We start from the raw sequence: 21,193 nt of genomic DNA on the forward strand, positions 1-21,193 counted from the left end.
CACTGTCCACATGAAGAACATGCCTGTCGTACGACTGTGGTGGCTTCGAGTTCTCGCGATCTCGGTTCTGAGTATCGCGCGTGGATACGCAGCCGTCGTGGAAGGCGCGACATTTGAACTCCGGTTGGACGGCGCGGAAATGACGAAGGCATCGGTCGTCGGATCATCCGCCGTAACCGATGTCCGATTCGCTCCGCGTTCGATCGTTTACCACCTTCTGCTGGATGATACGACTGTCACCGTTTCCGAAGGAGCCGTGACCCTTCCAAGCTCACCTGACGCCTCCGAACGAACGGCCTTCCAGAAACGCTGTTCGGACTCGCAATTCAGTGTGCAGACGTACGTGTTCAAAACTGCATCACGTTGGACCGCCTCGTTCATTGTCGGCTCCAAGAGCGACAGCTTGAACTTTGCGCAGGGCGTGTGCCTTTCCGCTTCAGGGAAGTCACCGGAGCAAGTTGGAGTAGCACTTCGACGGGCTGCAGAAAGTCTGGTTTTGTTCGTGGGAAATCCCATCGCGCCCAAACGGCTGGTCGATTTGGAGGCGTCGCGCGACACACGTGAACTGTTCGCCTTCTTGGGAAGTCCCTCTGCCAACCCGACAGACCACTGGGAGTGGTGCATGCCCGCCGACGTGCATCAGATTGCCATCGCGTCGACCTTAGCTCAGTTCCCAGTCCCTCAAGGGCAACTTCGGTCAGTCATTGGGACAAAACGGCTACCGAACCTTGGCGGCGCCGGCGACGATCAGGGAAGGGCCTGCTTCCGAATCGTGCTTACCAATCCGGAATCCAGCGACGGGTTTTACGCGCTCCGCGTACATTACGGCAATGTGTCGCCCCTTCCTCCACCTGGTGAAATTCCCATCGAAGCGGCAGAAGTCGTGTTCGTTGGTCACCACGCTCTCGAATTCGTCTACGTTCCCGGCAAAGCAATGCGGCACATGCTTCCCGAATTGAAGGAACGGATGAAGCGCGAGCACCAGACACCCTTCGAGCTTGCTGCTGCGTTCCGTGGATTGCTGGACGAGCCGCGTACCTCAGCGGCTCAGAAGTGATTTCGGTCGGTCACCACGGCCGAAATCGATTTTCCTTCTTTACGAACCACCAAGAAACCACCAAATCCCTCCGCGCCCAACCTCTACGAGGGAAGCAGGCCCTGCAAAAACGCCGAGCGGCGCGGGTTCGAGTCCCGTCCATCCCGCCATTTAGCACAAAAGCCGTCCTTAAACTGGACGGCTTTTGTGCTAAATGGCGCCTTCCGGAGCTTAAGCGCAGGAAGGCCAGCAGTCCCAGGTCGCACAGCCTCCCCGCCACCTGCCCCCAGCCGCCGCTACTCGCTACCCAGAAGCCGTTCGAGGAGCGAAGGATGGCGCAGCCCTCAGGAAGTGGCTCGAGGAGCGCAGGATGGAGGCCCTCCCCGGCGGCAGCCATTACGGCGATCGCATCACAGCCCTGCTGCTGGAGACGACGTTCACGGCATAGACCGCGAGGAATATCCACAACATGCCTAACGCCCATACTGGGGGGATGACGTTCGTAACGGCGTTTACGATTGCGACGGCCAGAACTGTGCCTGTGCAGGCTGTGCGACGGGCAGACCACTTGCGCAGTAGGAGTTGGCGTGCCGCTTCGCAGAAAGCGAAGACTGCCGTCGCGCGCATGAAGGCACCTGGCGCGGAAAAGTCGGGCAGAAACGGTGCGAGGCGCACCTGGTTGAGGGTATCCACGAACTCGATGGTGATCGCGACGGAGACCACGGAAGTGAGCACGACGGCACTGTGGCTCAGCAAGGTGCGGAAGGCCGGCAACACCTCCGGCACCGCGGCCGTCTGCCGGCGGGAGAACACGACCAACGCGCCGAATGGAACCAGCGCCATTATCCAAGGCGCCAGCAGCACAAATACCGACGGCGCATACGGGTGTCCGAAACGCACATAGCGATAGGACGGCACGATGATCGCAGCGGCCGAAATCAGCGCACACACCAGCGCGGCAACGCGGCCGCGTCCCGGGTACTGCAGGAGGAGCACCCAAATGAACAACGTCGCGAACAGCGGCACGTACACACACAGGAGAAGCTGCTGCTCGAACACTTCATAGTGTGGCGGCCCGTCCAGAAGAAAGGCGATCGGCAACATGGGCAGTTGATGCCAGCAATCCCAACGTGGCGCAGCTCACGAGGCGACTTGAAATCTGCCATGCACGCGAAGGGCTCTCCGGAGCAAGGTTCGGGCAGTGCCCACCTCAACAGTCAGGCATGATGCAGGGGTGCAGGCTTGCGCGGGCGATCGGTTCGGGCGATACCCGACACGATGTTCACCTATGCGCCAACCCGATGGGTCCCGTGCCTCTTGCTGATCTGGGCAGGCGTCGCGGTGACGCAAGCCGCAGATCCGGGCGCAAACGACGCTCACGATCGGCTTGTACAGCGAACCTATAACGCTCTCGGCATGGATCAGGAGTTTGTGTCTGCCCGTCACGAGTACCTGAGGTTCATGAAGGAACGCAGCAAGAGCTCCGGACAAGATACTATCATCAGCCATGTCGGGCATCGGTTGATCACCTCTGATTACCGCGCCCGGATCTGCTCGTTTCTAGCGAGCACGTTCGCCGACGACGAACTTTCGGTGCTCGCATTGTACTTCGAGAGCCGTGGCGGACAGGAAATGCTGAGATTCGAGCGTCAGTCCCGTGCATTGCGCAACCGTCCGGGAAACGATGTTGATGCTGAAGCACGTCGGTTTGCCGAAGCGCAGCCCCAAGAGAACCAATCTGCATTTCGATCCTTCTACGATTCACCAGTCGGGCGGCGCTTTCGATCCAAGCATCAAGATCTGGTCGGGTTTGTTCTCAATCTCGTGGGCCAGCTCGGGGATGAAATTCTGGCGAAGATGGCGGCAGAGTCCACTTCGCACTCCAGCCCGTAGGCTGGGCGCATTCTGCCGTTTGACTCCCGCTCGGTTCAGGCGGCTTCTCCTTACGGGGCGCTGTCCGATTTGACAGCGTTCGCTGCCTCGCTTGATTCCCGGCGCGTCTGAGGCGCATCCGGGTCCGCGGGAAGAGCTGAGCTCACTCACTTTCTCAGGCTAAACATCAACCTTGATGCCGCCTGCTCGCGGACCTCAGGCATTGGCAGAAAGGTTATATGTCGAAGTCCCTGCCTCCTCGGCCCCGTCTCGAACAGCTCAAGACCCAGGCCAAGGAACTCCTCAAAGCGCTGCAAGTCGGCGAACCCGCCGCCCTCCAGCGGTTCCGCGAACACCACCCCCGAGGCGCCCAGGCCGCCACCTTCGCCCGGGACGCTTCCTGGGCCCTCGCCGACGCCCAGCTCGTGATCGCGCGCGAGTACGGCGCCCCCAACTGGCCCAGACTCCGCGAACATGTCGCCGCCAAGCTCGTCGCCACCGGCGACCCCATGGATCTCCTCCGGCAGGCGTTTGCCGAGGACGATGCGACGCTCTTCCGCCAATTGCTGGAACGCCATCCCGCCCTCAAGGCGCGGATCGACGAGCCGGTCGAGGCCTTCAACGCGCCCGTGATCACCCAGGTGCGCAGCCGCGAGATGCTCGATGTGCTGCTCGACGCCGGCGCGCAGCTCGACGTCCGCAGCCAGTGGTGGGCCGGCGGTTTTGGGCTGCTGCACACCGCCGAGCCCGAACTCGCGCACTACGCCCTCGCCCGCGGCGCGACCTTGGACGTCCACGCCGCCGCGCGCCTCGGGTTGACCGATAGCCTGCGCACGTTCCTCGCCGCCGACCCCGCGCTGGTCCACGCCCGCGGCGGCGACGGCCAGACGCCGCTCCACTTTGCCCGCACGGTCGCGTTCGCGGAACTGCTGCTCAACCATGGCGCGGACATCGACGCGGCCGACTTGGATCACGCGTCCACGCCCGCCCAATACATGGTGCGCGATCGCCCGGACGTGGCGCGCTACCTCGTCCAGCGCGGTTGCCGGACCGACATTCTGCTCGCCGCCGCGCTGGGTGACGCCAACCTCGTCCGCCGCCATCTCGACGCCGATCCAAACTGTATCCGCACTAGGGTGACACCCGCGTGGTTTCCGAAAGCGCATCCCCACTCCGGCGGGACGATCTACCAATGGACGCTGGGCTGGTTCATGTCACCCCACGAGGCCGCGCAAGAGTTTGGCCACACCGAGGTCGTGACGCAGCTGATGGAGCGCAGTCCCGCCGACGTGCGCTTCCTTGCCGCCTGCTGGCTGGCCGACGAAGCGCAGGTCCGCGCCTTGCTCGCCCGCGATCCGAGCCTGATCGACACGCTTTCGCCGGACGACCGCCAGCACATCGCCCACGCCGCGCGCAACAATCGCACCGCCACCGTCAGCACAATGCTCGCCGCGGGGTTCTCCGTCGCTGCAACCGGCCAGCACGGAGGCACGCCGCTGCATTGGGCGGCCTTCCACGGCAACGCCGACATGACGCGCGCCATCCTGCGGTATGGTCCGCCGCTCGAACAAACCGACCACGATTTCAAAGCGACGCCGTTGGGTTGGGCCATCCATGGGTCGGAGCACGGCTGGCACGCCAAAACCGGAGACTACGGCGTTGTCGTGGAACTGCTCCTCCAGGCAGGAGCAAAGCCGCCGCCGGACTCCGCCAAGGGAACTGACATCGTCCGCGCCGCGCTCCGGCGCTCTGAACGAAGGCCGTAAAGGCATGCGCTAGCAGGCGCGCCCACCCGCAGCCGGGGCCCGGCGCGCGAGCGAGATGACAGGATTCCATCGGGCGGGGGGACGGGCATGTCATCGCCCTCCCTCCCCTGATGAACCTGCCTGCCGCAAGATTAGCCGTTGCCGCCCTGGTCGCCGCCAGTGTCGCAGTCTTCAGTTTCGCGCCGCTCCCCTTCTCGGCCGGGCCGCAGCCCGCTTACCCGCATCCCGCCCTGCCCTGCGCGTAACTATGCTGACGAAGACGAACCCGTAGAAGTCTCGCCCACCATGTTGAATGCCGCGTCAGCGCGAAACGCGGAAGGTGACCGACGAGAGGCCCGCGATCGTCTGGGTCAGGCGGTAGGCGGTGAGCTTCACTTCGACCGGGCCGCGGGTGTTGGCGGGCAGGGGCAATATCTGCAGTTCCTGGCCCACGACCCGGGCGGGGCCGTAGTCCACGTAGTAGCCAAGATACTCCGTCGGCGAGTTGCCTGGCGGCAGCGCCACCCGCGCGCCGCACTTCTGGTCGCCGGGATGGCGGAGCGGCGCCGGACCAACCGGCCAGCGTTGCGCGGCGCCATCCGGTTCAACCTGCCCCAGCGTCACCGGGCCCGTGCCCGCCAGCACAAACCGGGTGCCCTGCACCGCCGGTCGGACCTTCGCATCGCCAGGGGTCGACACCACGAGGTAGCCACCGAAACCATTGCGGTTCAGCTTCAGCCGGTACTTCCCGTCCCCATCGCGAAACACATACGGGCCGCAGTCGTATTGGAGGCTGAACTCCGGACGGCTCGACGGCGCGATCGGCTGCCCGGCCTCCTTGAAGTCAGCCGGGAACACGCGGAGCAGTTCCGGAAAGATCTGAAATTCATTCGTGCCGGGCACGATCCGGTACGGCAGGGGACTCACCGGACCGGCCTTCGAAAAGGGCGCGCGCGCGCCATCGGGACGGCGGAACCCGATGAGCTGCGTGGCGCGGTTCCACGGTCCGTCGCCCGCGATGATCCGCGCCGCCGTTTCGGCCAGCTCCCGATCGAAATACCACGGCGACGAGGCGCGCTCGGCCGCCGTGGCGTCGGCGTACCGCCGGACCGTGATCGGGCCGTGCGGAAACTCCGGCACCGCGGCGATCCAACCCGTCGTCAAATCCACCTCGCGCAGCGAGCCGTCCGCCGCCAGCCGCCGCTGGATCGCCCGCTCGATGTAGCGCGCAAAGAATTCCACGACCGGCTCGCTGTAGTCGAAATGCCCGCTGCCGTATTCCTCAAGGATCGAGATGGGCATCGGCCCCGCGCGGAGCCGGCGCTGCACCTCGGCGAGCGAGGCCACGGGCTTGTTCGCGCTGTTGCCCAGCGTTTGCTGTTTCTGCTCCCAGAAGGTGCCGACATAGACGAGTACCGGCCCGCGATAGCGGTGCAGGGCGTTGACGCCGTTCCAGCCGTGCGTCGCGAGCACCGCGAGCACCCGGTCGGGCCTCGCCTCGGCACCATTCTGGGCATAGGCGCAGGTATTCGAATGGCCGAAGGCGATCAGGGGCACATCGCCCAGTTCCGGGTACCCGATCGAATGGCCAAACCTCCGGAATTGGTCCTGCACCAGGGCGTGCAACTCGGCGGGACGCTCCTTGAACACGAGGTCAAAACCAGGCGAACACCAGGCGATGGCGACCGCGTTCGCGTCGCATACGCGCCGGATCGCCGGATGCACCGAGATCATCTGCTCGACCACGTTCTGCTGGAGCAGCAGCAGGGCGCGAACCTGCTTCGCCTCCGCCGGCACGTACACATACACGGTCGAACGGGAGGAGGACTTCCGCCCCGGCGGCGTCACGGGATTGGTGAGCTCGAAGGCAAACTGGAATTCATCGTGGCTCCAGTCGTTGATCGTCTCCGGCGCCGCCGCGGAGTTGGGTTGGCCGCCGGTGGAACTCCGGGCGACGCACGCCGGCACGCCGAAGAGGAGCGTGACCACCAATGCGATGAATGGGCTCAGGATGGTTCTCATGCAAAAGGTTCCAAACCGCGTCAGCGGTCGAGCATCTCAGTCGGCATCGGTTTCATCGCCGCCGGGATGGTGGCCGAGTTCGCCGACGGCGCGGCTGGGGCCCATTCGGCGGTGAACGGACCGCCTTGCGCCAGGCGCGTCCGCGCGGCGGCGATTGCCTCCGCTGTTTCGGCCTGAAACTCGGGTGCGGCCGTCTGCTGCACGAACGCCGCCAAGGCGTCCAGGATCCGCTGCGCCTCGGCCACACTGCGCGCGACCCGCACGGCCTGGCCGGCGACCGTCACATACACCGGGCTGGTGTGGGCAAACCGCAGGCGCGCCGGCCGTTCGCCGCCCAGCCGGCTGGTCTGCGCATATCGGGCGAGGTCCGCCTCCGGTACCGGCTCCTCGGCGACGGCCATCGCACAAACCCACGAGCCCTCCCGCACGTCGATGGTCGTGTCGAGCGAGCCGTTTCCTCCCGCCGCCACGACTTGGCCGTTAACCACGATGCGGACCTCCCGCAGGGGATCCGCGGACGGGGCCTCCACGTGAACCGCGAGCTTTCCACCGCCCGCTGGCAGGTCGACCGTGGCTCCCGGCGCCGCGCCGTTCACGGAGAGGAAGACCATTGGTCCGTTGGTGATGAAATTCCGTCCCTCGCGCCACGCGGCGAGAAACTCGCGGATCCCGGCGCCTGGGGGAACCTGAACGTAGGCCCGGTTGTGGCCGACGGGATTGGACTTCACCCCCGTGGCTGATCCGGCCCCGGCGGCCAGCCGGAGCCCGCAATTGAGCAGCCGGTAATAGGATTCCGTCGTGAGCGCGAGCATGCCGTCCGCGGTGTCCGGATACACCGGGAGGTCCGCTGTGCCGAGCAGGTTGGAGTACCGCGACCGCGGCATGAACTTGTGCCGCTGAAACAGGTTGTCGGCGACGTTCACGACGTCGACGTAGCCGAGCAACGCGTCCAGCAGCACCTCGGCCGACCAGCCGCCCTGATAGCAGATTAGGGCGCCGTCAGCGCGCGCCGCACGGACGAACGCGAGATTGGGCCGGGCGGGGTTCCACGCCACCGGCAGCGGGCGGGTGAGCCCGAGGCAGTACACCGCGCCCCAGCTGTTTTCGATCTCGGCATCAAACCGGGTATAGGCGCCGGCAGCGGCTGCGTAGGCGGCGTCCCATTGCGGGCCATTCCACCACTGGAGCGACGTGCTGAAATCCAGCGCCTCCGCAGCCATCATCGCCGGCAGCATGGACCCGGTCACATGGAGGTGGTTCTCCCCGGAGCGGTAGCCGCGGGCGGCCAGATCGATCCAACGCTGCAGCCGGAACTCGCGCGTCGTGTTGCCGGTGAGGACGACGCTCGCGCGCGCCGGCTGATACTCCGGGCCGCGTTCGACCACGACCAAGTAACGGCCGGCGGGCACGTCAAGGCGGGCGTGACCCGCGCCGGCAAACCACGTGTCGGGCCCGATGTTGACGGTCGTCGCCACGGGAGGCAGCCAAGCCTGGCCCTGTTCATCACGCACGAGGACCCTCGCCGGCAGCGGCTGGCCCGCGTCATCCGTGGTCCGCACGGTGAACTGCACCACGTCGGCAGCACGGAGCATGGCCAGCGCCAGCGTCCCGCAGGCCGCGGCGTACCAGCGCCAATGTGTGTTTATGTTCATTTAAATCCCGACTTGACGATTTCTACCATTGGTCGAAAAATCACCGAGGTGAAGACCAATCCGTCGGCCGACTGCCAACATGCGTCGGCGCGGCCCGGCCGCCAAGTCGCTCCGTCGGCCGACGAACCAGGGATGCGCGAGCGCCAATGACTCCGTCAACTTCCACGCGGCATGGCGGCTGGACCGCCCTCCAGCAGGCGGTCGGTGCGGGGCCGCTGGAGTACTGTCCACGCCTGCCGGAGATCGCGGCGCGGTGGGAGCGCTGGTGGCGGTTCTCCGCCGAGCGGCCGCTGTTGATCGCGTCCGCGCCGACCCGGCCCGCGGGGTACCGGGGCAAGGCGTTTCACCTGCTGCACGACCCGGAGCGCTGGCTGGCGAAGCAGCGGGCGGAATTGGAGACGACGCATTACGTGGCGGACACCCTGCCGCGGATCCGGGCGGACATCGGCCCCGTGGCGATCGCCGCGTTTCTTGGCGCCCCGCTGACCGTGTCGGAGGCAGAGCAAACCACGTGGCAACAGCCGATCTTCTCGGATTGGGAGCATTCGCCGACATTCGCATACGACCCGGAGAATCCGTGGCTGCAACGCGTGCTGGCCCTGCTGCGGGCGCTGGCGGACGACGCCCGCGGCCGTTATGTGGTCTGCACGCCCGATCTCACCGGGGCCATCGACACGCTCGTCAACCTGCGCGGCCCGGCCGAGCTGTGCCTCGACCTCTTTGACCACCGCGAGGCGGTGATCGCCGCTTCGCTCCGCATCATGGAAGCCTGGGAACAGATCTATGGCGTGATCATGGACACGGTCCTGGACCGCGGCGCCGCGATCACCCAATGGCTGGCGCCCTGGTCCGACCGACCTTTCACGATCCCGACCTGTGATTTCACCGCGCTGATCGGCCACGACGATTTTGTCGAATGCTGCCTGCCCTCCCTGCGGCGGCAGGCGGAAATTGCCGGGCGGATGCTCTTCCATCTCGACGGGCCCCAGGCGGCGCGGCATGCGCCGACGCTCGCCGCCGAGCCGGGCATCACGGCCATCCAGTACACGCCGGGAGCAGGCACGCCGTCGGCCCTGGCGAAGCTCGACCTGCTGCGCAGGATCCAGGCGGCGGGCAAACCCGTCCTCGTCATCACGCCGAAGGCCGAAGTGGCGCGGCTGGCGCGCCAGCTCGACCGCCGCGGGTTGGCGATGCTTGTCGAAGACCCGCTCACGCCCGCCGAAGCGGACGAATTGGCCACTTCGATTCTCCCACCATGAACCTCCGCGCCATGCTGATCACCGCCATCCTGCTTGGGATCGTCGGACTGAGCTCCGCGGCCGCCCCGTCTGTCCCGGCCGCCGCCGTGCACATGGCCAACGGCGCCATCGCCGGCGAAGTCACGACGGACACCGCGATCATCTGGACGCGGCTCACCCGGCACCCGGAACGGAACGTGCGCGGGCTGCCCTTCCCCAAGGTGAACCCGCAGGACATTCCCTCGGTCGCCCTCGACCCCAGGAAAACGGCCTACGAACGCAACGCCCTCCTGGTCAGCCTCCCGGTGAGCGAGGCCGCGCAGTTGCAGGGGCATGCGCTCGACGAAATGGAAGGGGCGGTGCCCGGCGCCGAGGGCGACGTGCGGGTCCTTTACTGGCGGGAAGACCAGGGCAGCGCCGCCGCGATCGCGACGCCACGGGCGAGCGTGTCGATCGCAAATGACGGCACGCATTCCTTCCAGCTGTCCGGACTGGCGCCGAACGCCCGCTATCACTTCCGCGCCGAGGGTTATGCTTCCGGCCAGGCCGTACCGAGCTGCACCTATGAAGGGGCTTTTCGCACCGCGCCGCGGCCAACCGACCCTACGCCTCTTACGTTCACGGTGGTCACCTGCCAGGACTACCCGCGCCGGGATGATCCCGTGAATGGCCATCGGATCTATCCGGCCATGGCCCGCCTCGAGCCCGACTTCTTCGTCCACACCGGCGACTTTGAATACCTGGACAAACCCACGCCGCTCGCGACCACCGTCGCCCTCGCCCGCTTCAAATACAACCGGATCATGGCGCTGCCGTTCCAACGCGCGTTCTACAGTCACGTTTCCAGCTACTTCATGAAGGACGACCACGACACGCTGAAGGATGACGCGTGGCCGGGGCAGACGTACGGGGACCTGACGTTCGCCCAGGGGCTGGCCCTGTTCCGCGAGCACCTGCCGCAGAGTGATCCGCCCTACCGCACCATCCGCTGGGGCCGCGATCTCCAGATCTGGCTGGTGGAGGGACGCGATTTTCGGTCGCCGAATGATGCGCCCGACGGGCCGCAGAAATCAATCTGGGGGGTGGCGCAGAAACGCTGGTTCTTCGAGACGGTCGACGCCTCCGACGCGACGTTTCGGATCCTGATCAGCCCCACGGCCGTGGTTGGACCCGATCGCGACGGAAAGGGCGACAGCCATGCAAACCAGGCCTTCGCGCACGAAGGAGCGGAACTGCGGCAGTTTCTCGCGAGCCGGCGCATGTTCGTCATCAACGGCGATCGGCATTGGCAATACGCCTCGGTGGACCCCGCGACCGGACTGCACGAATACGGCACCGGGCCTAGTTCGGACATTCACGCCAGCGGCTACAGCGACGCGGAGCGCACGCCCGCGCACCGGTATCTTCGGATCAGAGGCGGCTTCATCAGTGTGCGCATCGCGCGCGTCGACGGCCAACCCCGCGCGATCATCCGGCACCACGACGTCGACGGGAACGTGAGGTTCGAGCAGAGCGAAACCGCACGCTGACGGCGTTGCCGGCTCGTCGATTGCGGCGCGGCCAAGCCTAGTTCGGCCGGGGCCGCGCGCCGAGCAGGGTATCAATCAGCACGCGGTGGGCATTGCGCACATCGATGTCCGTCGTGACCGCCGTGGCAGGGGCGTCCGGCGCCACGCGCATGACGGCCGCGCCGTCGACGCTCAAGCCCTGGTTGGTCGTGTGGAACAGTTCCGGCGCGAAGAGCCAGAGCAAAGGACAGGCATCGAACGCAACGGGCCCCGGTTTCATGCCCCGATCGACCCGCCAGAGCGTCTGCAGCGTTTCCAGCGCCCGCCCGACGGCGGTGCCGGATTCGCGCAGGCGATCCATGTCCTGCTTCGGCATCAGCAGACGGACGGTCACGTCGTAGGTCCCAACAAACTTCAACCATCCGCTGCGACACACGATTTCGGCCGCCTGCGGGTCATTCCTGATATTGGTCTCGGCAAAGGCACGGGTCGGCTCGCCGCCCATGACCACAATGCCTTTGAGCCGCCGCGCCAGGTCGGGATGGTCGCGCACCAGTAACGCGGCATTTGTCATCGGGCCGATCAAGACCAGCCACACCTCGCCGGGATCAGCCTCGATCACCCGGCGGAAGAGTTCCTGGGCATCGGCGGTGGCCGGGGGCGGACGATCGGCTTCCGAACCGGCAAACGCGTATTGGTTCACCGGCTTGTCGGGCAGCGTCGCTCCGTTGACCATCCGCGGCGAACCGGAAGCGAAGGGCACGTCGGTGCGTCCCATGACCTGCAGCAGGCGAGATACGATGGCGGCGCGCTGCTTTACCTCGAAGCGGGAGGTCGTGATCGCCCGCACGTCAATCTCGGGCCGTGACAGCGCGAAGATGATCGCGATGGCGTCATCGATGTCCGACCCGATGTCGGTATCAATGATTACCTTCGCCGGTTTGCGACCGGCCTGGGTCGCAATCGTCGTCCAGGCGCCGGCGATCATATTCACGTCCACCGGCGGCTGCCGGGGCCCAAACGTGAGCTCGGCCATGCGTTCGGCATCAGCGGGCGTCACGATGTCATATGGCTGCGGAGCGGACGCGGTGGCAGCGCTCACGGCGGTTCCCAGTAGCAGCAGCGAGAGCGCAGCCGACAGGGTGACCTTGATCACCCCAGAGCGCGGCAAAGCCGCAGCCCAAACGGGGGATAGGCACGTACCGGTTCTCAGAGACAAGCGATCGAGCGATCCAGCCGTGTAGAGGCAACCCGTCATGGTCGCTTCCGCTGCCAGCCATCGGCCATGAAGGCGGCCGGTGTGTCGGTGACGATGATCTCGTTTAGGTTGAGACCGCCGTTCACCTTGAACGAAAGTTCATGTGCGCCGGCGTTGAGGTGCCCCACCGCACACACATAAACGGCCCGGAAGCGATCGTTGTCGGTATTCCAGTTGTAGTCTGGGTTCATTTCCATGTGCACGGTTTCGCCCTGGTCGATCCGCGCGGCAAATTCACGGCGGTGCATCGCGCCGCGCTGAATGCCCGCCCGCACCAGCAAGGCATAGCGACCGTCTCGCGGCACCTTGAAGGTGGCGCGAATCTCGGGCGCTTCGTCCTGCGCGAGGCGCGCATACTTGCCGCCATACTGGCCGGGCCGAGACGAAGATTGCACATGGGACGCCAGCGCGGGCACCGCGGCGGCTTCGATGTACGCCGTGTTGGGGGCGTCCGCCGGGCGGAGATCTTCCGAAAATTCAGCCTGCGCATAGACGCTGACCGGCCGGGAGAGGCCGGAAGGCGTACGCACGAGGAACGCTCCTCTGAACTGCGGGCGGCCTTTCAGCCGGGCTGGATCGATCGTTACCTGCAGGATCACCTCCTCGCCCGGTTTCACCAGGCCCATCGCCGGCGAGACCTTGAACCAGTTGAAAACGGAGTTCTGCCGGATTTCGAACGCAACCGGCTCCCGCGCCGACGCCGGCACGGCGACCCGTACGTCCTGGACGGCGGGTTGGTCCGAGCGTCCAAACTCAAGCTGCCGCGGCGTGGCGGTCAGCGCGAGCGGCCGGTACGGCACCTCCGTGGTCGCGTCGGCGAAGGCGCCGAGATTTCCACCAGCCACCGCCAGGTTCGCAACCGGCCGTCCCCTGCCCTTGGCCGGACTCCCCGGCGCGAGGTGGAAATCACCCTGGTGCGGAGCGGCCAACCGCGGGTCGGCGGCAAGGCCGTGTTCCTCCTGCCCGATCTGTCGGAGGCCGGCGAGATAGGCGGCGGATGACGCCGCGTTGCCGTCGGTCCAAAACAGATCCCCGTCAAAATCATCGCGCCGCATCTTTTCGTCCGGCCGCCGCGCACTGCTGGCAACAAACACGTTATTGCGCAGGTAGCCGATCCGTTCGCTGCCGATGGGCTTGCCGTAGTTGCCGTACGGCGCGGACGCGGCCGTGAACACCGTGTTGTTGATGAAATGGCGCTTGCCGCTCTGCGGGACGCCGTGGCTGTTCTTGAACAGCATCAGCGCGAGCCCGGCCTCGTCGCCCTCGTGAACGACCAGGTTGCCGTAGATGAACTGCGGCCCGAGGAGACAGGCACCGGTGCTGATGCCACAGGTCGTGCCCTCGATCTTGTTGCTGTAGAAGCGCACGTTCATGCCGCCTCCCTCGAGTTCGACGCCGTCGTCATTGCCGTAAACCAGGAAGTTGCCGCTGATGTCGCTGTCGCGAAAGAAGCCCCCCAGGGCCGAGCCGTTGCTGCTCGACTCGATCACGTCGTTCCAGCGGTGCTCGTCGCTGCCGATGAAATCATTCCAGCGAATGACATTCCCGCCGTGCGTATTGTTGACGTGCACGGCGGTCGGACCGGCGGGGTGTGAGTACTGCCATGAATTGGACCGGCCGCGCGGATCGTGCACGTAGCACCGCTCGACGACCGTGCGGGCGCTGGCGTCGATTTTCACGCCGGCGTCGTAGTTGATCAGTTCGCCATTCGCGTCGGCATACTTTCCGCGGGCGCCGTCGTTCGTGAACTGCTGGGTCCCGACACGGCCCCAGCCCGAGATGTCGCAGTTCAGGATCCGAATCGAGTCGCATTGCTCGAGGTGGATGCCATGCCGGGCGCCGCCGACGATCGTGAGGTTCTCCAGGATGACATACCGGGCGTTCCGGAGCGTGATCGCGCCGCGCTGGCCATCGCCAGGGGTGTCCGGCCGCTCGAGTCGCCAGCCCTTCGGCGCCGTGTACTTGATCCAGCCGTCCGGCCGGCCCTGGTCGGTGATCACGAGCCCCTGCGCAGCGCCGGGCAGGGTGCTCAGGTCGAGCACCCTGGCAGTCGGCGGATGGCTCGTCCACGTGCGGAAGGAAACCGGCGGGATGATTTCCGCGCCGCTCGCATTCAGCACGTGGAGTTCCCACGCCGTGTTCTCCGCCAGGTCAAAGAGGCTGCCCTTCCAGACACCCGCCGGCGTATCGGACACCGGCGCGAAGCCGCGCCGCCACGTCAGTTCGCCGGCCCGCCGAAACTCGACGGCAAACGGCCGTTCCGGCGTCCCGGACGGACGGAAGTAGTAGCTGCAGGCGTCGAAGCTCGGCACCGCCTGGAGTTCGCCCGGGGCCAGGTGCAAGTCGAGCGCGGGCTCCTCGGCCGCGCCGAGCGGCAACGTGAGCGCGCAGAACAGGGCGGCGAGCGGGAGTCTCATGACGGACGGCTCAGCGCAGCAGGGCGCCCGCGCACCAGAGGATGGGCGCCTGGCCGTGGAGGTCGCCGGTCAGCCGGAGTCGCGCCAGGTAGTACGGACGGTCGAGGCCCTTGTTCGTACCCTCGCACACGTCGGTTATGTCGCCCTCCGCATTGATCCGCTGCACGAGCGCAAGCCAGCCCTTGCGCGCCGCCCCAGCGTAAGTCTTCTCGTCGAGCCAGCCGTGCTGCACGCCCGTGATGAACGCGAACGTGAACATGCCCGTGCCCGAGGTTTCCGGCCACGACTGCGGATCGTCGATCAGTTGCCGCCACATGCCATCCTCGCCCTGAAATTTCAGCAGCGTCGCCATCATCTTCTGATATCCGGCCAGAATGCGCGGCCGCAGCGGATGGTCGGTTGGCAGCGAACGGAGCAGCTCCGACATTCCGGCGGCGAACCAGCCGTTGCCGCGCCCCCAGAAGAACTGCGAGTCGGGCGCATGGAAGAACAGGCCGTTCGGCTGCTGGAGCTTGTCGAGGTACGCCACCGCTTCCCGCGCCGCCCGGTCCACATAAACCCATTCACCGGTCGCGCGGTAGGCCTGCGTCTGGAGCATCGTGATCATGTACATGTCATCGATCCAGAAGCGCGTGTGCCAGGTGAGCCCGGCGGCGAGACCCTCGCGCGCTTCCGGACTCAGCTCGGTGCCGGCCACCGGGGCGGCCCACTGCTCGTCGGCGATCCGCCGGCCGAGTTGGAGGAAACGCGGATCCTTGGTCCGCTGGTACAATTCCAGCGGCAACGCGCCAAACACTGCCCAGTCAACGTTCGTCACCGGCGGGATCAGGCTGGCCCGCGGGCCAAAGATCGGCTCGAACCGCGCCACGAGCCGGCTCCTCAGGGCCTGGTTGTCCGTGAGCTGGGCAAACTCGAGCGCGCCGTACCAAGTGCAGGTCTCGGCATAGTGAAAGAAGCGCTTTTCACGGCCCGACAGCCGGTAGTCCTTCGACAGAAACCGCTCGGAGACGCGCAGGCCGACTTCGCGGGGCGAAGAGCCGGCCGGCCACGAGCTGAAGCTGGACTCGGCATAGCTCGGCATCGCGGTGGCCAGGCAGAGCCCGGCCAAGAGCAGTTTGGTGATGGATGGGGTTTTCATGAGAATTTCGTGCCTAGCAGGCAACGATGCCGATGCCATGCAGGGCGGGATATTCGAGGCCGGACTTCTGAATGCGCACGACGATCTCGCGCGTCGCTTCGTTGCGCCCCTCCGGCACGGAAAGCGCCGCTCCAGCGTCGCTCGGGGTGGCGGGGAGATCCCAGCCATATTCGCCCGCGGCGGGAAAGACGGCCGTTTGCGTCACCCCCTGGACCGTGAGTTTGAACTGTCCCGCCGCGGCGGGGTTGCCCGTGATGATAAGGCGGGCCGGCCGATGGGCGGGTGCGCGCAGCCGCACTTCGATGGCCCCGTTGGGAAACACGCGATTGCCGACGACGCGAACCGGACGCCCTGCGAGCAGATGCGCATGGCTGGCGTGCATCGGACGATCGACGCGGATGTCGTCCAGGAATCCGCCCGCGACGACGAAATCGACGAGACCCGGCCGCCCCTGCCACGCGGCGCGCTCGGCCTGTTCGGCTTCGTACTCGGACGACAACTGCCGCAGCAACGCCCCGATCGGCGAAAGATAGGCCGCCTCGATGCTGTCCTCCGCCGGACCTTCTTGTCCGTACTCATGCGCCCCCGCCAGGTCTGGCGCGATCGTGGCGCCGCTCGCCGGGAGGAAGGGAGCGAGCTCAGCGTTCGCGGCCGCCAGCGCCGCGCCGAGTGACGGCTGCCCCCGTCCGCCCTGCTCCAGGTCGTCGAAATACGCCGCAATGCAGCGGCACCAGGCCCGAATGGTGCGGGTGACGACGACGGCACGCTGCCACGCCGCGTGTGCCGTCTGGTACTCCTCCGGCGACAAGCGGTCGCGCAGCGCGTCGACGGCCTGCAAGCCTGCGGCCGCCAACTCGACCGCCTCGTCCTTCTCGCGCAACAGGGCGGCGCGGCTTGGCGTCGTGCGGTCGGGCAGGATGCCCCACATGTTGGGATGCACGGCCAGGCTGCGTGCCGGTGAAAAGGTGGAGAGGATTCCTCCCGCCTTGATCCATTTCCAGTCCGGCGGAATGGGAAACGCGTGGAAAATCACATTTCCGTCGATGAAGTGCGTCCGCTTCACCATTTCGATGCCCCGTTTCATCACGGCGATCATCTCGTCGGGACAGCCGGCCCAATGCGTCCACGCCCAGTCACGCCACACGTCGTCGGCGGTCGCGGCGGGATCGCGGATCGCCCGCTCGAAGGCGAACAGATTGATCGCCTGCGTGGAGCGGAAGGCGGCGTGGCCGATGCGATCGACGCGGATCACATGGCGGTTGACGCCCTGCTGCCGCGCGTAGGCGACCGTCTGGAGGACGCGGGCCGGATCCGGGGCCGGCAGGTAACCCGCGCCGAGAAACTCCCCAATCGAGTCGTATTCCGCGCCAAGCGTGCACTGTTCCGTCCGCCGCAGGTACGGGTTGGTCGGCAGAAAGGGGCTGAAGTCATACGGCGTGATCTTCGTCTCGATCTCAAACGGCACCGTCGTCCGCGCCGCCGCGGCGCCCGCGAGGATGTCCTCATAGTCCTGCGCAATGGACCCGAAGCTCCGCAGGACTAGGCGCTTTCCGCGGACGTGCAGCTCCGCCGCGAAGGTTTCCAGGATGCGCTGCACCACCTGCGCCGGCGGATAGCGCTCCGGATCGGAGTTGTGGATGACGGAGTAGTCCGACTCGGTCAGCGTCAGGACCAGGCCGTCGAGGTCCGGCACGTGGTCGAAGAATTCGCGGATCTTGGAGCGGACGAGCGCGTGATACGCCTCGCCCAGTAGATTGAACTCGCCGTTTTCGTCGAGCAGGCCCGGGAGCTTTTCGACCACGGCGCGCGGCACCATGACCTCGCGGTGCCAGTAATAGACCGGCCGGCCGGAGGCGTGGGCGAGCGCCACGATCTCGCGGAGCACCCTGATGTTCTCCTCCACCTTCCGGGCGTCGATCGTGTCCGCCACGGTCGGGTAATCGCGAAACCGGATTGCGCCGTCGAGGTTGCCGTTGCAGTGCACGTCCCCGCAGATCTCGAAGCTGTCGACCTGGTACGCCGCGGCGGCCGCGATGACGTCCTTCATGTAGGCGGGATCCGGCTTCACCGGGTGCATGAGCGACCAGGTGATCTCCGGCCGCCCCGCCGGCGCCGGCTGCGGGGCCGCGCCCTTCTTCCTCGGCGCGGACTTGCGTTTCCGGGCCGGGTCGGGCGCCCGTCGCCGACGCGACGTCGCCACCGCGACGGCCTCATGCGGCCCGGGCGTCGCCGTGGACTCGTCGCACCCGCCCAACGCGGCGTCCCCCCCCCCCCCGGCGTCCGCGAACACCGGCTCTTCGACGCCGCGGCGCGGATGGTCAACCCGGCCTAACGGCGCCGGCGCCGGCATCGTCCGACGCCAGAGGTCCGCCATCGCGAAGAGCGGGTTGTGGCCCACGTAGTCGCGGCACGGCAGGTTGCGCGTGGGCTTGCGCCTGAGGGATTCCTCGTCCCCGCGCTCGGGATGGTGGAACTCCCAGATCGTGCCCGTGCGCTCAAACTGCGTGGCGGTGCCGTCGAGCGCCGCCTCAAGGATGCGATGCGCCGCGTCGCCGCGGCCATAGCGGGCACAGCCGCGCGCGGCCCAGTAGGTCATGCTGTTCCACGCCGGACCGCGCCACATCCGCAGCTCGAACTTGGCGTCAGATCGCGCGACGGTCGCGATGGGATGCGGCGTGAAGAACTCCCGGGGGTTGAGCAGATGCTCGTCGATGACGCGCCGAGCCTGCTCCGCGGTCGCGGCGCCCACCACGACCGGCCACATGCCCTCGAACGCGAGACGGCGGCGCGCGGGCTCACGCACGGTCCAGGCGTCATAAAAGAATCCCGTCTGGGGATCCCAGAGTTCGCGGCGGATGAAGTCCTGGAGCGCGCGAGCCTTCTGCTCCCATTCGCGCGCGGGTTGGCCGAGCGCGCGGCTCCAGTTTGCCGCGTGCTCATAGAGCATGAAAACGTGCGCGGACGCGTCGACCGCCGCCGCCGGCGTGGTCAGCCGCTCATCGTAGCGCACCCCTTCGTCGATGCCGCTTTCCCAGGTGCCTTCGCGCTGGTCGATATAGAAGAAGCCGCCCCCCGCCACGGCACGCTGGCGCTCGAACCAGCCGATCTGCCGGATCAGCGCGTCCCGGCACTTGCGCAGCACCGGCGTGTCGCCGGTCTCTTCCACGTAGGCATCCACCGCGATCACCCAGATGGGCGGAAAACCCTTGAAGGTCTTCCAACTCGCGATGTCGCCCGGTTTGAACAGCACAATGCCCGGGATGAGTCCGTCGGGCTGCTGGCCGGCCAGTTCGTTGTAGATCTGGTTGCGGACGTGCTGGGGCAGCGCGCGCACGGTATCGAGCCGTTCATGGGTGAGGTCGATGTGCCCGAAAACCGTCCCGTCCTGATAGCCGGGCCCCATGGTCTGGTACGGGTATGGCAGGTGGGCGCGAGCGGGAAGGATGCTGCGCGCGTGCAGATCTGCCAGGTACCGCAGCATCGGCGACCAGTTGGCCTTCACGGGCTGGTCCGCCTCGCGGAGCAACGCCTCTCTGAGCTGCGCGCCGATCTCGGCCGCGCTCGGCCCCGCCGGACGGCTGGCCACCACGTCGGGTGGTGTCGCGTGATCGGTCATCCCGGCGGCCAGATCGCCGACGATGGCCGCGCTCGCCGCCGTCACGAGCACACCCACGCCGAACGCACCCAGGAGCAGGCGGAGCTTCGAGGCCACACGCCGCGCGTCCGACGGTCGCGCGTCCCTCTGCGCGGCCGGTGCGAAGCCGTCGCCCATGGCCAGTCTCATCGTGTTCGTTGGTCGGTTCATTTTATTGGGTGCGCGGCGACGGCGCGGCGGGCCGTCACTCATATTTCCATTTGTGCAGCCAGGGATCCTTCGTCGCCGCCTGCCACTGCTTCAGCTTCGCCAACAGTTCCGACTTGGCGGCCTGGGTCGCGGGATCGTCGGCCAGATTGTGAATCTCATCCGGGTCCTGCTGCACGTCGTAAAGCTCAACGCGCGGCCGATGCAGGAACTGCTCGATCGAGCGCCGGCCGAGCATCGGGTCCGGTCGCTGGGTGGCGCTGATCCAGGTCGGCGAGTGGATGAGGTCGTTGGCGTTCGGGAACGGCAGCTCGCTCGCGAGGTTGACGATCAGCTTGTACTGCGGCGTGCGCACCACCCGCATGGGGTAATACATCGTGATCCCGTGGAAGGTGTGCGAGGCATACGCCTCGTTCCATCCGGGCAGCGGCCCGCCATCGACGCCGGCCCGGAACGAACGCCCGTCAAACTCAGCCGCCGGCGCGGGCACGCCGGCGAAGTCGAGGATCGTCGGTACGAGGTCGGCCCAGGTCACCATTCCGTCCTGCACGGCGCCGGGATGCTGCCGGCCCGGGGCCCGCACGAGGCAGGGAAGCTGCATGCCGACGTCGTACAGCGTCGTCTTTGCGCCCGGGAATGGCGCGCCGTTGTCCGAGATGTAGATGATGAGCGTGGAATCGTACTTTCCGGCCGCCTTGAGTTCGGCGATGAGCCGGCCGATCCCTTGGTCCATCCGGGAAATGGACTGGTAGTACTCCGCCAGTTCCGCCCGCGTCTCGGGCGTGTCGGGCAGATAGTTGGGGACAATGACGTCCTCGGGGCGGTACACCACCGGGGTGACGCCCGGCCGGCCTTCGGGCCGGTTGCCGAAGGAATTCGGCCGGGGGTAGGTGTCGAAGGTCGGCCGGCCGTTCGGCAGGACGGCGTTCATCCGGTGCGGGTCGTCGGTGGCGTAATAGAGGAAGAACGGGCGGTCGTCCGGCGCGGTGATAACGCCGCGGGCGAGTTCGGCCATCTCCACCGGGCTCCGTCCGATCGTCGCCGGATCGTTTGCCGCGCCGGGCGAAAGGATGGTCTGGAACGCATACACGGACGCCGGCGCGACGTGGAACTTGCCCACGCGCGCAGTCCGGTAGCCCGCCTGCGCCAACCGGACCGGCAGGCTTTTCACGGTGGAAAACGAGGAGAAGTGGCTGTCGTCATGCTCGAGACCATACATGCCATTCCGGTGGTTCTGCTGGCCCGTCAGAATGACGGAGCGGGACGGGCTGCAGCTGGCGGTGGTGCAGAACGCGCGTGAAAACCGGGTCCCGTCCGCCGCCAGCGCGTCCAGCGCCGGCGTCTTGACGACGGGGTTGCCGTAACAACCCAGGGCTTCGCGCCCATGGTCGTCGGAAACGATCAACACCACATTCGGCCGCGGGTCCGGCATCGCGGCACTGCCCACCGCCACGGCGGCAAGGGAGAGGAAGACAAGCGCGGAAGGAGTCGAATGGAACATGAAG

At 66.7% G+C, this 21,193-nt stretch carries 14 protein-coding genes; 6 read left to right on the forward strand and 8 right to left on the reverse strand.

The genetic code is table 11. The features are described from left to right. The first annotated feature begins 10 nt into the window (after positions 1-10). On the forward strand, positions 11-1,057 hold the full coding sequence (locus DB354_RS22010) for a hypothetical protein (RefSeq protein ID WP_146180230.1): 1,047 nt from the start codon (positions 11-13) through the stop codon (positions 1,055-1,057). A 375-nt stretch (positions 1,058-1,432) separates the two neighbouring features. Here DB354_RS22010 and DB354_RS12855 read toward each other — a convergent pair whose 3' ends face one another. Further along, positions 1,433-2,140: a hypothetical protein gene (locus tag DB354_RS12855; protein WP_107836012.1), complete on the reverse strand. Its 708-nt coding sequence runs from the start codon at positions 2,138-2,140 to the stop codon at positions 1,433-1,435. A gap of 174 nt (positions 2,141-2,314) precedes the next feature. Here DB354_RS12855 and DB354_RS12860 point away from each other — a divergent pair, with 174 nt between their 5' ends. From DB354_RS12860 to DB354_RS22825, 3 genes are all read left to right on the forward strand, one after another. Continuing rightward, positions 2,315-2,929, forward strand: coding sequence for a hypothetical protein (locus tag DB354_RS12860; protein WP_107836013.1), 615 nt, complete (start codon positions 2,315-2,317; stop codon positions 2,927-2,929). Positions 2,930-3,147: 218 nt separating this feature from the next. Beyond that, positions 3,148-4,674 carry an ankyrin repeat domain-containing protein gene (locus DB354_RS12865; protein WP_107836014.1) on the forward strand — a complete coding sequence of 509 codons (1,527 nt, stop codon included), beginning with the start codon at positions 3,148-3,150 and terminating at the stop codon, positions 4,672-4,674. Positions 4,675-4,784: 110 nt separating this feature from the next. Further along, positions 4,785-4,919, forward strand: a complete 135-nt coding sequence (locus tag DB354_RS22825; protein ID WP_255420778.1) for a hypothetical protein — start codon at positions 4,785-4,787, stop codon at positions 4,917-4,919. Positions 4,920-4,974: 55 nt separating this feature from the next. On the opposite strand, the gene DB354_RS12870 is transcribed toward DB354_RS22825, so the two are convergent. Both DB354_RS12870 and DB354_RS12875 read right to left on the reverse strand, forming a co-directional pair. After that, complete coding sequence (locus DB354_RS12870) at positions 4,975-6,675, reverse strand: hypothetical protein (protein WP_146180231.1); 1,701 nt, start codon at positions 6,673-6,675, stop codon at positions 4,975-4,977. A 20-nt stretch (positions 6,676-6,695) separates the two neighbouring features. Then, on the reverse strand, positions 6,696-8,327 hold the full coding sequence (locus DB354_RS12875) for a CehA/McbA family metallohydrolase (RefSeq protein ID WP_107836016.1): 1,632 nt from the start codon (positions 8,325-8,327) through the stop codon (positions 6,696-6,698). A gap of 146 nt (positions 8,328-8,473) precedes the next feature. Here DB354_RS12875 and DB354_RS22340 point away from each other — a divergent pair, with 146 nt between their 5' ends. Together DB354_RS22340 and DB354_RS12885 are read left to right on the forward strand one after the other, a co-directional pair. Continuing rightward, positions 8,474-9,586 (forward strand): hypothetical protein, encoded by a 1,113-nt coding sequence (locus DB354_RS22340; RefSeq protein WP_107836017.1) that lies wholly within the window; start codon positions 8,474-8,476, stop codon positions 9,584-9,586. Then, complete coding sequence (locus DB354_RS12885; RefSeq protein WP_158277511.1) at positions 9,583-11,094, forward strand: alkaline phosphatase D family protein; 1,512 nt, start codon at positions 9,583-9,585, stop codon at positions 11,092-11,094. The genes DB354_RS22340 and DB354_RS12885 overlap by 4 nt, the downstream gene beginning before the upstream one ends. Before the next feature lie 37 nt (positions 11,095-11,131). On the opposite strand, the gene DB354_RS12890 is transcribed toward DB354_RS12885, so the two are convergent. From DB354_RS12890 to DB354_RS12910, 5 genes are all read right to left on the reverse strand, one after another. Beyond that, positions 11,132-12,175 (reverse strand): nucleoside hydrolase, encoded by a 1,044-nt coding sequence (locus DB354_RS12890; protein WP_233256635.1) that lies wholly within the window; start codon positions 12,173-12,175, stop codon positions 11,132-11,134. Positions 12,176-12,327: 152 nt separating this feature from the next. Next, positions 12,328-14,748, reverse strand: a complete 2,421-nt coding sequence (locus tag DB354_RS12895; RefSeq protein ID WP_107836019.1) for a right-handed parallel beta-helix repeat-containing protein — start codon at positions 14,746-14,748, stop codon at positions 12,328-12,330. A 10-nt stretch (positions 14,749-14,758) separates the two neighbouring features. Continuing rightward, entirely contained in the window at positions 14,759-15,886 is a 1,128-nt protein-coding gene (locus DB354_RS12900) for a glycoside hydrolase family 88 protein (protein WP_107836020.1), read from the reverse strand. Positions 15,887-15,899: 13 nt separating this feature from the next. Next, the gene (locus DB354_RS12905; RefSeq protein ID WP_158277513.1) at positions 15,900-19,670 is read right to left on the reverse strand and encodes a trehalase family glycosidase; all 3,771 of its coding nucleotides are present in this window, start codon (positions 19,668-19,670) and stop codon (positions 15,900-15,902) included. A gap of 55 nt (positions 19,671-19,725) precedes the next feature. Further along, on the reverse strand, positions 19,726-21,189 hold the full coding sequence (locus DB354_RS12910) for a sulfatase (RefSeq protein ID WP_107836022.1): 1,464 nt from the start codon (positions 21,187-21,189) through the stop codon (positions 19,726-19,728). Between the last annotated feature and the right edge of the window lie 4 nt (positions 21,190-21,193).

This window comes from Opitutus sp. ER46 (genome assembly GCF_003054705.1).
GTDB lineage: Bacteria > Verrucomicrobiota > Verrucomicrobiia > Opitutales > Opitutaceae > ER46.

Coding starts and splice junctions, on each gene's coding strand:
- DB354_RS22010 (WP_146180230.1), top strand. CDS start 11: ATGAAGAACATGCCTGTCGTACGACTGTGGTGGCTTCGAGTTCTCGCG.
- DB354_RS12910 (WP_107836022.1), bottom strand. CDS start 21,189: ATGTTCCATTCGACTCCTTCCGCGCTTGTCTTCCTCTCCCTTGCCGCC.
- DB354_RS12875 (WP_107836016.1), bottom strand. CDS start 8,327: ATGAACATAAACACACATTGGCGCTGGTACGCCGCGGCCTGCGGGACG.
- DB354_RS12885 (WP_158277511.1), top strand. CDS start 9,583: ATGAACCTCCGCGCCATGCTGATCACCGCCATCCTGCTTGGGATCGTC.
- DB354_RS12900 (WP_107836020.1), bottom strand. CDS start 15,886: ATGAAAACCCCATCCATCACCAAACTGCTCTTGGCCGGGCTCTGCCTG.
- DB354_RS12860 (WP_107836013.1), top strand. CDS start 2,315: ATGTTCACCTATGCGCCAACCCGATGGGTCCCGTGCCTCTTGCTGATC.
- DB354_RS22825 (WP_255420778.1), top strand. CDS start 4,785: ATGAACCTGCCTGCCGCAAGATTAGCCGTTGCCGCCCTGGTCGCCGCC.
- DB354_RS12895 (WP_107836019.1), bottom strand. CDS start 14,748: ATGAGACTCCCGCTCGCCGCCCTGTTCTGCGCGCTCACGTTGCCGCTC.
- DB354_RS12905 (WP_158277513.1), bottom strand. CDS start 19,670: ATGAGACTGGCCATGGGCGACGGCTTCGCACCGGCCGCGCAGAGGGAC.
- DB354_RS22340 (WP_107836017.1), top strand. CDS start 8,474: ATGACTCCGTCAACTTCCACGCGGCATGGCGGCTGGACCGCCCTCCAG.
- DB354_RS12855 (WP_107836012.1), bottom strand. CDS start 2,140: ATGTTGCCGATCGCCTTTCTTCTGGACGGGCCGCCACACTATGAAGTG.
- DB354_RS12865 (WP_107836014.1), top strand. CDS start 3,148: ATGTCGAAGTCCCTGCCTCCTCGGCCCCGTCTCGAACAGCTCAAGACC.
- DB354_RS12870 (WP_146180231.1), bottom strand. CDS start 6,675: ATGAGAACCATCCTGAGCCCATTCATCGCATTGGTGGTCACGCTCCTC.